We start from the raw sequence: 12,567 nt of genomic DNA on the forward strand, positions 1-12,567 counted from the left end.
AATTCAGTTTGACGATCCGGCGTCGGGGGCTAGATTCCCGCGATGCGGATTCTTTTTGCATTTTTCACGGCTTTCCTCGTTTCCGGCGCTGTCTCGCTGCCGGCGTGGGCTGAAGATCCGACCACAACTCCGCCGACAGCACCTCCGGTCGTCAAGACGAAACAGGCGCGGCTCGATCAGCTGTTTGCCGATCTCAAGCGCGAACGCAATGAAAAGGCGGCCGAGCGCATCGCCGGACGGATCGGCAGCGAGTGGTCCCAGTCGGGCAGCGCCTCTATCGACCTGATGATGCAATGGTCGCAGAAGGCGATCGAAAACCAGAAATTCGATGTTGCACTCGATTTCCTCGATCAGGTGGTGACTTTGCAGCCGACCTATGCGGAAGGCTGGAACCGGCGCGCCACTGTTCATTTCGTGATGAAGAACTACGGGAAGTCGATGGCGGACATCGACCGCACCCTGCAGCTCGAACCACGCCATTTCGGCGCGCTTTCGGGCCTGGCTCAGATCATGGCCGAAACCGGCCACAAGCAGTCGGCACTTGAGGCTTGGCAGCGCGTGCTCGGCATCTACCCAATGATGCGCAGCGCCCAGGACCAGGTCGCCGCACTTTCCGAGGAGCTTGCCGGCGAAGGCATTTGAGACCAGTAAGGGAGTAGGGGAATAGGGGAGTAAGGTAGTATGTGAGAGGTGCAGATTGCACTGCGGAACACATGCGCCCTACTCCCCTACTCCCCTACTCCCCTACTCCCCTACTCCCCTACTCCCCTATAGGCCCGATCTATGCCGTTTGCTTCCGTGACGAGTTTCTCCACAAGGGCGGCGGCCGGCATCTCCCGCAGCTTCGCAACGCCCTGCCCGGCCCAAGTGGGCAAGAAGTCAGCCCGCTTGCTTTCATCCTTTGCCATCGAAAGCGGCATGACCAGACTCGCCTGCAGCGGAAACGCCAACGCTGCATCTTCCTCACCAGCCATTTCCATCACAAACCGGTTGCGCACCACGCGCGCTGGGCGGCCAGTGAAGCAGCGAGTCACCGACGTGCTCTCGTCGTTGGCCGAGCGCAATGCTGCGCGATAGACTGGCTGCACATTGGCTTCAGGACAGGCCAGGAAAGCCGTGCCGATCTGCACACCAGATGCACCAAGTGCAAAGCTGGCAGCAATGCCGCGACCGTCGAAGATACCGCCAGCGGCAATTACAGGCACCCGCACGGCATCAACAATCTGCGGTACGAGTGCCATAGTGCCGGCTGTGCCGATAGCAGGGTCGCCAGTGAATGTGCCGCGATGCCCACCCGCCTCGTATCCCTGGGCGATAATGGCGTCCACCCCTCCTGCCTCAAGCTGGCGCGCTTCCGAGACGGTGGTGGCCGAACACAAGACAGTACAGCCGGCCGCCTTCAACTGCTGCACAATTGCGGTGTCGGGTAGACCGAAGTGGAAGCTGACCACCTTGGGGCGCAGCTCGAGCACAATTTCGAGACGCTCACGATCGAAGGTGGGGAAGGGCTCGCCCGGCTCGGGCACCGGTCCGAGGCCGACCTCCTCATAGCAGCCGCAAAGGCGGTCTCGCATACTTTGGGCTGCCGCATCATCGTGTATCGGCGCCGGGTGCGCAAAGAAGTTGACGTTGATCGGACGATTGGTGGCGTGCTGTGTCGCCGTGAGCTGCTCGCGGATAGCCGCCGCAGGCAGAATGCCGCATGCGAGCGAGCCAAGCGCCCCGGCATTGCTGACTGCTGCCGCCAGTTCCGGCGTGGTGATGCCGCTCATCGGCGCCTGGATTATCGGGTGCTCAATGCCGAGGAGTTCCAGAAGATCAGTGCGCATCCACATTGGATCACCCTCCTCTTTCTCCCTGGATAGATTACCTTAACTGACTTCCAGCTCAAGTCGGATAGGGCCTTCGAACCGCTTCACGGCCGGTCACAGGCTGATGCAAGCTGGCGGAGTTCGGCGTCTATCCTAACCCGACTGCCGTCGATGCGCCCGGCTGGCGCCGTGTTTACGACGCGCCATGCAGCCGGCCTATCCGGCAGCCGCGGCCGATATTAGCGGCCGACTTCCGATCCGACATAGGCGATGCGCAACATGTTGGTCGAGCCCGGCGTCCTCAGCGGCACGCCGGCCGTGATGATGACGCGGTCGCCCGGCTTGCCGAAACCTTCATCGAAGGCGATGCGGCAGGCGCGATCGACCATGTCGTCGAGGTCGATGGCATCGGGAGAAACGACGCAATGCGTGCCCCACAACAGCGACAGCCGCCGCGCCGTGTTGAGGATCGGCGACAGTGCGACGATCGGCACTTGCGGCCGCTCACGCGCGGCGCGCAGGCCGGTTGTACCCGAGGCCGTGTAGGTGATGATGGCCGACAGCTTCAGCGTCTCTGCGATCTCGCGGGCAGCAAGCGAAATGGCGTCGGCGCCGGTCGCTTCCGGTTCCGAGCGCTGCGCGTTGATGATGCCGGCATAGGTCGGGTCGGTTTCGACCTTGGTGGCGATCCGGTTCATCATCGCCACCGCCTCGACCGGATAGGCGCCGGCGGCGGACTCCGCCGAAAGCATGATCGCGTCGGCGCCTTCAAACACGGCGATCGACACGTCCGACACCTCGGCCCGCGTCGGCACCGGCGCGGTGATCATCGATTCCAGCATCTGCGTGGCGACCACCACCGGCTTGCCGGCACGGCGCGCGGCGCGGGTGATCTGCTTCTGAATGCCAGGCACGGCTTCGAGAGGCATCTCGACGCCGAGATCGCCACGGGCGACCATCAGCGCATCCGAAAGCTCGATGATCTCGGCCAGCCGGGCGACGGCCTGCGGCTTTTCGATCTTGGCCATGATCAGCGCCCGGCCGCGTGCGATCTTGCGCGCTTCGGCCAGGTCCTCGGGCCGCTGCACGAAGGACAGCGCCACCCAGTCGACGCCGGTCGCCAGAACCGCGTCGAGATCCCGGCGGTCCTTTTCCGTCAGCGCGCCGACCGGCAGGTCGGTGTCGGGCAGGCTGACGCCCTTCTTGTCGGAAATGGTGGTGCCGGCGACGACGGTGCAGACGATCGCCTTGCCGTTGCTGCTGACCGCCTTGAGCTCGAGCTTGCCGTCGTCGATCAGCAGGCGATGACCAGCCTCGACCGAACGCAGGATTTCGGGATGCGGCAGGTAGACCCTCGTCGAATTGCCGGGCTCGGGATTGTCGTCGAGCGTGAAGGTCTGACCGACGGTCAGCACCTCTTTGCCGTTGGCGAACTTGCCGACGCGCAGCTTTGGCCCTTGCAGGTCGGCGAGAACGCCGATCGGCCGGCCGACCGCCTCCTCGACGGCACGAATGCGGCCGACAAGCGTACGCATCAATTCATGGTCGGTGTGGCTCATATTAATGCGGAACACGTCGGCGCCGGCTTCGAACAGCTTCTTCAGCATCTCCTCGGACGAGGAGGCCGGACCGATGGTGGCGAGGATCTTGACCTTGCGGCTGCGTCTCATTGACTGTTTGTTCCCGGGGCGGCTGGAGCGCCATCCGTTGCGGGCTCGTCAGTCAGCTGGACCATCCAGCTTGCCTGCTCGCCCGTGTCATATTCCTGGAATCCGGCGCGCTGAAAGCCCCGGGCGACGCAATCGGTAACGCCGGCGATCTTGAACTCTTTTTCGGCCACGCACATGTTGATCGGGCCATCCCAGCGACCGCCGCGCTCGGCGTCTTCTGCATAAAGATAGTAAAACCTTGATGACAACGGTCCCTCGATCAGCGTCTTGCAGCTCGATCCTTCGATGTGCCACCAGCCTTCGGTGATCCAGCCGGCCTTGGCGCGATAGCCGATGCCGACGCCGACCAGGTTCTGCGTGGCGTTGCAGACCCGGAAATCGGCCCGTGCCGGCGAGGCCGTGATCACCGCGAAAAGGCCCATTGCCGGTATCAGGAGCGGCATGGCCAAGGCATGGCGCACACGCAGCCTGCCGGCGAAACCCATCCTGAAACCCCTCAAGAACCACATTTGCATCTCTCAACGCCCCTTTTCGGAAAAGTCCGTACGCATGTCAACGCGCCGATCTGTCCAATTCCAATCGATTTAGAAGGCTCTGGCGCGCTTGCGGTCGCCCCTGCTCAGTTTTTTGGCAGAAACCGTGGCCAAACAACGGCATTGCGCAAGCGTTCTCTTCGTGGAATGACGATACCACCTCCCCGAAAGCCAGCGAACAGACCTTTCCCGCCAATGACCCGATCCACAGTTTTCGCGCCTTTCGATATCGTCGAAGGCGATCGCAAGCGCGGCATGGTGCTTCTGGCCGATCACGCCCGCCGCGACCTGCCGGAGGAGTATGGCAGTCTCGGCCTGCCGGCGGCGGAGTTCGACCGCCACATCGCCTACGACATCGGCGTCGAGACTGTAACCCGCGAACTCGCAAGTCTGCTCGGCGTTCCGGCGGTGCTTGCCAATTTTTCGCGACTGCTGATCGACCCCAATCGCGGCGAGGACGATCCAACGCTGATTCGCCAGCTCTATGACGGCACCGTCATCCCGGGAAATTACCCCATCGCGCCGGAGGAGCGCGAAAGGCGGCTGGACCGCTTTTACCGCCCCTATCATGATGCCGTCGGCGCCATGATCGCCTCTGTGGCGCGAGCATCCGCGCAGGCACCCTTCATCTTTTCGGTGCATTCCTTCACACCGACCATGCAGGGATTCGTGCGGCCGTGGCACGTCGGCATATTGTGGGACCTGGACGACCGCGTTGCGCGGCCGCTGATCGACATGCTCGCCGAGGACAAGAGCCTCATCGTCGGCGACAACGAACCCTATGACGGCGCACTGCGCGGCGATACCATGTTCAGGCACGCCATCGTCAACGGCTTTGCCCATGCGCTGCTCGAGGTCCGCCAGGACCTGATCGCCGACCGCAAGGGTGCCCTTGCCTGGGCCGAACGGCTGGCGCCGATCGTTGACGCGGTAGATCGACGTGCCGATATACATGCGGTGAAAATATTCGGCTCGCGCACCGGGCCGGTATGATGAGGCCCAAGGGAGGCCAACATGACATGACCGAACTCAGCGAAGAACAAAAGCGCGATTTCGAAGCCGCTGCCTTCCGCCGGGTGGTCGCGCATCTGCGCGAGCGTTCCGACGTACAGAACATCGACTTGATGAACCTCGCCGGCTTCTGCCGCAACTGCCTGTCCAACTGGTACCGCGATGCGGCGCAAGCCGAAGGTGTCGAACTCAGCAAGGACCGGTCGCGCGAGATCATCTACGGCATGCCCTATGCCGAGTGGCAGGCACTGAACCAGGTCGAAGCCTCCGACGCCAAGAAGGCCGAGTTCGAGGCAAGACGCCCTAGGGATCACTAGGGGAGGACGCCGTGCCTAAGATTGACGTTGCCGACGTGCCCGGACGCAAGGGCTCATCCTATCCACCGCCGTTCGATGCACCCTGTGCCGAACGCGTGCGGCAGCGGCTAGGCAACGCAGGCGGGCTCACCGACTTCGGCATCAATCTCATGCGCCTGCCGCCGGGCAACTGGTCGAGCCAGCGCCACTGGCATTCGCACGAAGACGAATTCGTCTACGTGCTTGAAGGCGAGCTGACGCTCGTCGAAGATGCCGGCGAGACGGTGCTGCGCGCCGGTGATTGCGCGGCCTTTCCGAAAGGATCAGGCAACGGCCATCACATGATCAATAAATCGGGCGCGATGGCGATCTATCTCGAAGTCGGTTCGCGCTGGCCCGACGACGTCGCCACCTGCTCCGACATCGACATGATGAGCACCAACGCTGACGGCCGGTTTGTGCACAAGGATGGCGCGCCTTATCCCGAGCCGTAGGGATTTCGGAGTGGACCGCCGAGGTGGTTGGCCGACGCGAGAGGACGTAGCGTCTGGTCCAAGCACTTTCGGCGATCAGCGCTTGACTGTGAATTGAATCGATCTAATTTGCCGCGCAACGCCATTTCCGGACCGGATTCTACCCGATGGACGCGCAGAAAATCACGCAGATCGCGATTCGTGGACGCTGGGCAGTGGCCGGCATCTTCCTCGCCAACGGCTTCTTGACCGGCAGTTGGGCGCCGCAGATCCCGGTGTTCCTGACGCGACTCGACATTTCGAAGTTCACGCTCGGCTTGCTGATTCTGTTGTTCGGTGCCGGCGCCGTCACCGCCATGACCTGGTGCGGTCATCTGATCTCGAAGCATGGCTCGCGCACGGTGCTGCGCTGGTTCGGACTTGCCGGCAGCTTCGGCCTTTTGGTTGTGGCTCTGGCCCCCAACGTGCCCCTTGCGGCCGTCGCCATGTTCATCTTCGGCGGTTCGATCGGCGGCATGGACGTCGCCATGAATGCCAACGCAGTGGCAGTCGAACGGCGGCTGTCCCGTGCCATCATGTCGTCCTCGCACGGCTTCTGGAGCCTTGGCGGTTTCGCCGGCGGCGCTTTGGGCGGTTTCGCCATCCAGAACTACGGTCACCTCGCCCATGCGACGGTGGTGACGGCTCTTGCCTTTGCCGTCATCGCCGTAGCGGTCCGCTACCTGATCGCCGAGGACAAGCACCCAGTCGCCGAGCACCACAAATTCGCGCTGCCGGCAAACCCGCTGGTCTATCTGGTTGGGCTGATGGCGCTGCTGACAATGATCTCCGAAGGTGCGGTACTCGACTGGGCGGCGCTGTATCTCAGGCAGGAGCTCGGCGCCGATCTTGCCATCGCAGGCCTGGCCTATGCCGCCTTTTCCGGAGTCATGGCCATCATGCGCTTTCTCGGCGATGGCGTCCGCAACCGTTTCGGTGCCGTTACGACGTTGCGCGCCTCGGCCCTTGCCGCTGCTGCCGGCATGCTGGTGGCCGGGCTGGCTCCCTCGCCTTGGCTGGCCATTGCCGCCTTTGCCTTTTGCGGCCTCGGCATTGCCAACATGGTGCCGATCATCTTTTCGGCCGGCGGCAACCAGGAGGGCATGGCGTCCGGCACCGGCATGAGCGTCGTCACCACAATGGGTTACTCAGGCATTCTGGTGGCGCCGTCGGCGATCGGCTTCATCGCCGAGCACTCGAGCTTCGGCCCGATCTTCGTCGCTCTGTCCGGGCTGCTGGTCGTCGTGCTGGTGATGGCCGGGCTCGCTCACCGCGCTGAATTTGCTGCCGAGCCTGCACCGGCTGAATAGCGCTTGAACTCTTCGTAGAGGAAATCCGCGACGCGGCGGATGCGCACGCTGGTACGCACGTCGCGGTGCATGGCCAGCCACACCGGCAGCGTCGGCAGCGGGAGACCCGGCAGCACTGTCTCGACCAGCGGATCGCGGTCGGCGAGCGGCTCCTGGCCAAAGCCGATGCCGTTTCCCGCCCGCACCGCTTCCCACAGCACGATCTGATTATCGGTCCTGAAGCGGAAGGCATTGCGGGCGAGCGCGACGCCGAACTGGGCAAAGCCGCGAATGATCTCATCGCTGCGGTCGAAGCCGACCAGATCATGGCCGGCAAGATCGCGGGCCTCGCGCGGACGGCCACGCCGGTCCAGATAGGATTTTGCCGCGCAGGCGCGGAGCGGAATGTCGGTCACCTTGCGCGCGACCAGTTCATTCTGCGCCGGCTTGACCATGCGGATGGCGATATCGGCATCGCGACGCAGCAGATTCTCGACCTGGTTCGAGGCGACGATCTCGACCTCGATGCCCGGCTCCTCGAACCCAAGCCTCGCTGTGATTTCCGGCAGCACATAGGCCGCCACCACTTCGCTGGCGGCAATGCGCACCGTACCCTCTATCGCCTCGACCGATCCCAGCGCCAGCAGCGAAAAGGCGCTCGCCTGCTCGCTCACCGCGCGGCCCCGTTCAAAGAGCGTGCTGCCCGCTTCCGTGAGCGCGTAGCCACGCCGCCCGCGCCGGAACAGCGTGACACCGAGCGCCTGTTCCAGCTCGGTGATGTGGCGGCCGAGCGTCGGCTGGCTCGCGGCAAGTTTTCGCGCGGCGGCCGACAGGCTGCCGGTCTCCGCCACGGTGACGAAACTCTTGATTAGGTTCCAGTCAATATCCATTCAAAATTGAATATCATATCGCCAATCGTAGTCAATTTTCATTCGTTTGCGAAGAGACAATATTGGCGTCTTAACGCAATACGGAGACGAACAATGACCACGATCGCAATTCTCGGCGCCAATGGCCGCCTCGGCCGCACGGTCGCCAAGGCCTTCCTCGATGCCGGCTACGATGTCTGTGCCATCACCCGCAGCGGCAAGGTGCCGGCCGAGCTCAAAGGCGCTGCGGCGATCGCCGGCGACGCGCTCGACCGTGCTGCGCTGATCCGCGCGACCGAAGGCGTCGATATCATTTTCAACGGCCTCAACCCGCTCTACACCGACTGGAGCAAATGCCTGCCGATGGCCGAGAATGTGATGGCTGCCTGCCAGGCGAACCGCGCGCTGCATCTCTTCCCGGGCACCGTCTACAATTACGGCTCGCAAATGCCGGCGGTGATCGCCGAAGACACGCCGTTTCGCCCGACGACGGAAAAGGGCCGTATCCGCGTCGCCATGGAGGACCTGTTTCGCCGCGAGGCTGATGCAGGTCGGGTGCGCACGATCCTGCTGCGCGCTGGTGATTTCTTCGGCGGCACCGGCAGCGGATCGTGGTTCGATCTGGTTGTTGCCGCCAAGATGACCAAGGGCGTCTATACCGCCCCCGGGCCGGTCGATCTCGTGCATGAATGGGCCTATTTGCCCGACCTGGCCAAGACCTTCGTCGGTCTGGCTGACAATCTCGACAAGCTCGGCTTCTACGAGGCGCTGAACTTTCCCGGCCATGCGGTGACCGACCTGCAGATCAAGGCGGCCGCGGAGAAGGCGCTCGGGCGCTCGCTGAAACTGACGTCGATGCCGTGGTGGGTGCTGCGTGCCGGCGGCCCGTTCGTGGCGATGTGGCGCGAGATCGTTTCGATGTCCTATCTCCGCTTCGAGCCGCACCGGCTGGTTTCAGGCAGGCTGGAAAGCGTTATCGGTACGATCCCGCACACGCCGCTGGAAAATGCAGTGTCGGAAGCGCTCGAGGATATCGGCATCGCCACGATCAAGACGACGCAAAAAGTTGCCTAACAACAAACCAAAAAAAGGCGGACGGCCTCACGGTCATCCGCCGCTGGTCGGGGAGGAAGGTTGCGCTCAGATCCGGCCCATCAACAGCAGCACCAGGACAACGATCAGGATGACGCCGACGATGCCGGATGGTCCGTAACCCCAGGACCGGGAATGCGGCCACGCCGGAACCGCGCCGATCAGAATAAGAATAAGGATAATGATGAGAATGGTGCTGATCGTCATCAGAAAATCCTCGCTTTGAGGTTGCAATGACGGAACAATGCAGAAGGCCGCCCATTGTTCCCGGGCGGCCTTTGCTTGATCAGGACGGCGATCCGGACTCTATTCGGCGGCCTTCGGGAAGGCGATCGCCGGTTCGGCGCCCAGATCGGCGTCCAGGCCTTTCGACGGGATTTCGGCCTTTCGACGCCCCAACAGGCGACTGAACCAGCCACGACTCGCACCGGGTTTGACCTTGGCGCGAGTGAACACCATCAGCATCGACGGCGTCACCACCAGCGTCAGCACGGTGGCGAAGGACAGCCCGAAGACGATCGCCGAAGACAGCGAAATCCACCATTGCGTCGACGGCGCGTTGATCGTCGTCTCGTGATGGAAGATTTCGAGGCCGAGGCCGAAAGCAATCGGCAGCACGCCGAGGATCGCCGACACCGCCGTCAGCACCACCGGACGGGCACGTTCGCGGCAGGTCTGCAGAACGGCTTCGTATTTGTCCCAGCCCTCTTCGCGCAACCGGTCATAGGTGTCGATCAGCACGATGTTGTTGTTCACCACCACACCGGCCAGCGCGATGACACCGATGCCCGACATGACGATGCCGAATGCCTCTCCCGTCAGCAGCAGCCCGAGGAACACGCCGATCGTCGCCATGACCACGCAGGACAGCACCAGCCAGACGCTGGTGAACTTGTTGAACTGCGCCAGAAGCACGATGAAGATCAGGAAGATCGCCGCACCGAAGGCTTTGCTGAGGAAGGCACCAGCCTCCGCGCTGTCCTCATTCGAACCGGCAAGCTTCCAGCGAATGCCGCTGCCGAGGTTCATGTCGGCGACAGCTTTGGTGACCTCCTGCTGGACGGCAGCCACCTGGGCGCCGGCAGCGACGTTGGCCTGGACGACCACAGTTCGCGCGCCGTCGATGCGGTTGAGGATACCGACCGTCGGCTCTGGCTTGCGCACGACGAAGTTCGAGATCGGCACCGAGCCTTGCGCGGTCTGCACCCGCAGTTCGTCGAGCGTCGACAGCGTGCGCCGATCCTCGGGCAGGCGCAGCCTGATGTCGACTGCATCGTCGGCGCCAGCGGGCCGGTATTCGCTGAGCTTCAGCCCGTTGGTCACCAGTTGCACCACCGTTCCGACCGCAGTTGGGCTGATGCCGTACTGCGCCGCCTTGGCGCGATCGACCTCGAGCGCCCAGTCGACGCCGGGCGGCGCCAGGCCGTCGGAAATATCGATGACGCCGGGCACCTTGGCTATGCGCGCGGCGACGGCGCGGGCCTTGTCGTCAAGGCCCTTCGGATCGACGGCCGAAAGCCTGATCTGGATCGGCTTGCCGGTAGGCGGGCCGGCTTCCGGCACGCGAACCTCGACGTCGACACCGGGAATGCCGGCCATAACGCCCCGCAGTTCGTCCAGGATTGAGTTCGCCGATTTACGCTCGCGCCAATCGACGAATTCGTACTGGATCACGCCAACCACGTCTTCCGGAACATCCTGGCCGCCGCCCTGCGTCTTGCCGACACGGGTATAGACAGACTTCACGCCCGGCCAACCGAGCAGCCGATTTTCCGCGGTCTTGGTGGCCGCGTCCATTTCGGCAAGCGAAAGATTGCCGCGGGCGTGGACATAGAGCAGGCCGTAGTCAGGCTCGACATTCGGGAAGAATTCGACGCCGGCACCGAATTTCGAATAGGCGTAGCCGACGCCGAACAACAGCGCCACGGTGAGGACAAGCACGGTGATGGGATAATGCACCGCCTGCTTGACCACGGCCATGTACCAGCCGTCGCGATTGTCGTCGGGGTGATGGGCCGGCGCCTTGGCAAATATCGCGCCCAGCGTCGGCGCGAAGACCAGCGCATAGAGCATCGAGGCCGAGAGCGTCACGATCAGCGTGATCGGCATGTATTTCATGAAGTCGCCGATAATGCCCGGCCAGAACAACAGCGGCGAGAAGGCGGCAATGCGCGTCATCGTCGCCGCGATGACCGGGCCGGCCATGCGCTTGGCGGCAAGCGCGAACGCTTGCTCCTTCGGCATGCCCTCGCTCATGCGGCGCTCGGCGAATTCGGTGACGATGATGGCGTCGTCGACCAGCATGCCGACCGCCAGGATGAGGCTGAACAGCACGATCATGTTGATCGTGTAGCCCATCATTGCCAGCAACAGGATGCCGATCAGGAAGGATGAGGGGATGGCCAATCCGATCAGCAGCGAGGCACGGCCAGACAGCGCGTAGAGAATGACGATGAACACCAGGATCACGGCGATCATCACGTGGTTCTGCAGGTCGCCGAGCAACTGGTTCACGAAGACGGACTTGTCTTGCGTGTAGGTGACGTGCATGCCCTCCGGCATCGTCTTGATGAAGGCGTCGGACACCTCCCTGACCTTGCCAATCGTATCGATCAGGTTGGAGCCGATGCGCTTCTTCACCTCGATGGCGATCGCCGGCTTGCCGTCGAGGCGGGTGACCGTCTCGGCGTCCTTGAATGTGGAGCGGATGGTGGCAATGTCCTTGGCCTGCACCACCGCATTGGGGCCGGCGACGACCGGAAGCGCCGCCACATCCTCTGGCGTCTCGATAAGCGACGGCACCTTGACCGCGTATTTGCCCTCGGATCCTTCGATATTGCCGGCGGCGACAAGACTGTTGGAAGCGCCGACCGCACCGATCAACTGATCGAGCTGCAGCCCGTAGGAAGACAGCTTCATCGGATCGATGACCACTTCGACGAGGTCGTCGCGCGCACCCTGCAGCGAGCCCTCGAGCACGCCAGGCACTTCCTCGATGCGGTCGCGCAGCTCGCGCGCCGCCGCCGTCAGCACGCGCTCGGGCACCTCGCCCGACAGCGTCACGACCAGGACGGGGAACTCGGAGATGTTGACCTCGGAGACCACGGGCTCCTCAGCCGCTTGCGGCAGGTCGGCCTTGCCGTCCTGCACCTTGCTGCGTGTGTCCTGCAGCGCGGTGGCGAGGTCCGTCTGTGGCTGGAATTCGACGAGCACATAACCGCCGCCCTGGAAGGCGGCCGACCGCATCTCTTTCAGGCCCTTCAGGCTCTTCAGCTTGGCTTCCATCGGCCGCAGCAGGAGCCGTTCGGAGTCTTCCGGCGAGATGCCCTGGTAGATCAGGCTGACATACATCATCGGAATCGGAACGTCGGGTTCCGCTTCCTTCGGCGTCGACTGGTAGGCGACCGCACCTGCCAGGATGAGAAAGACCAGGACCGCAATGGTCAGCCGGGCATTGCTGATAGCAAGTTTGACGATGTCCATG

12 protein-coding genes are annotated in these 12,567 nt (G+C 63.2%); 6 read left to right on the forward strand and 6 right to left on the reverse strand.

What is annotated here, in order from left to right; translation table 11 throughout:
* The first annotated feature begins 42 nt into the window (after window positions 1–42).
* Entirely contained in the window at window positions 43–642 is a 600-nt protein-coding gene (locus tag NKI59_RS09775; RefSeq protein ID WP_352574772.1) for a tetratricopeptide repeat protein, read from the forward strand.
* Between the two features lie 110 nt (window positions 643–752).
* Here the strand turns inward: NKI59_RS09775 and NKI59_RS09780 are convergent, their stop codons facing one another.
* The 3 genes from NKI59_RS09780 to NKI59_RS09790 all read right to left on the reverse strand — a co-directional run bounded on the left by NKI59_RS09780 (window position 753) and on the right by NKI59_RS09790 (window position 3,924).
* On the reverse strand, window positions 753–1,835 hold the full coding sequence (locus NKI59_RS09780; RefSeq protein ID WP_352703810.1) for an NAD(P)H-dependent flavin oxidoreductase: 1,083 nt from the start codon (window positions 1,833–1,835) through the stop codon (window positions 753–755).
* Between the two features lie 215 nt (window positions 1,836–2,050).
* Window positions 2,051–3,481, reverse strand: a complete 1,431-nt coding sequence (gene pyk / locus NKI59_RS09785) for a pyruvate kinase (protein WP_352452495.1) — start codon at window positions 3,479–3,481, stop codon at window positions 2,051–2,053.
* Window positions 3,478–3,924, reverse strand: a complete 447-nt coding sequence (locus NKI59_RS09790; RefSeq protein ID WP_352703963.1) for a DUF1036 domain-containing protein — start codon at window positions 3,922–3,924, stop codon at window positions 3,478–3,480. The genes pyk and NKI59_RS09790 overlap by 4 nt, the downstream gene beginning before the upstream one ends.
* 285 nt (window positions 3,925–4,209) lie before the next feature.
* Here NKI59_RS09790 and NKI59_RS09795 point away from each other — a divergent pair, with 285 nt between their 5' ends.
* From NKI59_RS09795 to NKI59_RS09810, 4 genes are all read left to right on the forward strand, one after another.
* Window positions 4,210–5,007, forward strand: a complete 798-nt coding sequence (locus NKI59_RS09795) for an N-formylglutamate amidohydrolase (protein ID WP_352703812.1) — start codon at window positions 4,210–4,212, stop codon at window positions 5,005–5,007.
* 26 nt (window positions 5,008–5,033) lie between these two features.
* The gene (locus tag NKI59_RS09800) at window positions 5,034–5,342 is read left to right on the forward strand and encodes a DUF1244 domain-containing protein (protein ID WP_352703814.1); all 309 of its coding nucleotides are present in this window, start codon (window positions 5,034–5,036) and stop codon (window positions 5,340–5,342) included.
* An 11-nt stretch (window positions 5,343–5,353) separates the two neighbouring features.
* Window positions 5,354–5,815, forward strand: a complete 462-nt coding sequence (locus tag NKI59_RS09805) for a cupin domain-containing protein (protein WP_352452498.1) — start codon at window positions 5,354–5,356, stop codon at window positions 5,813–5,815.
* A gap of 146 nt (window positions 5,816–5,961) precedes the next feature.
* Window positions 5,962–7,143 (forward strand): MFS transporter, encoded by a 1,182-nt coding sequence (locus NKI59_RS09810; RefSeq protein WP_352703816.1) that lies wholly within the window; start codon window positions 5,962–5,964, stop codon window positions 7,141–7,143.
* Here NKI59_RS09810 and NKI59_RS09815 read toward each other — a convergent pair.
* A complete protein-coding gene (locus NKI59_RS09815; protein ID WP_352703818.1) occupies window positions 7,101–8,012 on the reverse strand; it encodes a LysR family transcriptional regulator in 912 nt (303 codons plus the stop codon). The genes NKI59_RS09810 and NKI59_RS09815 overlap by 43 nt on opposite strands.
* A gap of 93 nt (window positions 8,013–8,105) precedes the next feature.
* On the opposite strand from NKI59_RS09815, the gene NKI59_RS09820 reads away from it, so the two are divergent.
* Window positions 8,106–9,065, forward strand: a complete 960-nt coding sequence (locus NKI59_RS09820) for an SDR family oxidoreductase (protein ID WP_352703821.1) — start codon at window positions 8,106–8,108, stop codon at window positions 9,063–9,065.
* A 66-nt stretch (window positions 9,066–9,131) separates the two neighbouring features.
* Here the strand turns inward: NKI59_RS09820 and NKI59_RS09825 are convergent, their stop codons facing one another.
* Complete coding sequence (locus tag NKI59_RS09825; protein WP_023678456.1) at window positions 9,132–9,290, reverse strand: DUF3309 family protein; 159 nt, start codon at window positions 9,288–9,290, stop codon at window positions 9,132–9,134.
* A 99-nt stretch (window positions 9,291–9,389) separates the two neighbouring features.
* Window positions 9,390–12,566: an efflux RND transporter permease subunit gene (locus NKI59_RS09830; RefSeq protein WP_352703823.1), complete on the reverse strand. Its 3,177-nt coding sequence runs from the start codon at window positions 12,564–12,566 to the stop codon at window positions 9,390–9,392.
* Window position 12,567: the final 1 nt, after the last annotated feature.

This window comes from Mesorhizobium sp. M0598 (genome assembly GCF_040320865.1).
GTDB lineage: Bacteria > Pseudomonadota > Alphaproteobacteria > Rhizobiales > Rhizobiaceae > Mesorhizobium.

Coding starts and splice junctions, on each gene's coding strand:
- NKI59_RS09775 (WP_352574772.1), top strand. CDS start 43: ATGCGGATTCTTTTTGCATTTTTCACGGCTTTCCTCGTTTCCGGCGCT.
- NKI59_RS09780 (WP_352703810.1), bottom strand. CDS start 1,835: ATGTGGATGCGCACTGATCTTCTGGAACTCCTCGGCATTGAGCACCCG.
- pyk (WP_352452495.1), bottom strand. CDS start 3,481: ATGAGACGCAGCCGCAAGGTCAAGATCCTCGCCACCATCGGTCCGGCC.
- NKI59_RS09790 (WP_352703963.1), bottom strand. CDS start 3,924: ATGCCGCTCCTGATACCGGCAATGGGCCTTTTCGCGGTGATCACGGCC.
- NKI59_RS09795 (WP_352703812.1), top strand. CDS start 4,210: ATGACCCGATCCACAGTTTTCGCGCCTTTCGATATCGTCGAAGGCGAT.
- NKI59_RS09800 (WP_352703814.1), top strand. CDS start 5,034: ATGACCGAACTCAGCGAAGAACAAAAGCGCGATTTCGAAGCCGCTGCC.
- NKI59_RS09810 (WP_352703816.1), top strand. CDS start 5,962: ATGGACGCGCAGAAAATCACGCAGATCGCGATTCGTGGACGCTGGGCA.
- NKI59_RS09815 (WP_352703818.1), bottom strand. CDS start 8,012: ATGGATATTGACTGGAACCTAATCAAGAGTTTCGTCACCGTGGCGGAG.
- NKI59_RS09820 (WP_352703821.1), top strand. CDS start 8,106: ATGACCACGATCGCAATTCTCGGCGCCAATGGCCGCCTCGGCCGCACG.
- NKI59_RS09825 (WP_023678456.1), bottom strand. CDS start 9,290: ATGACGATCAGCACCATTCTCATCATTATCCTTATTCTTATTCTGATC.
- NKI59_RS09830 (WP_352703823.1), bottom strand. CDS start 12,566: ATGGACATCGTCAAACTTGCTATCAGCAATGCCCGGCTGACCATTGCG.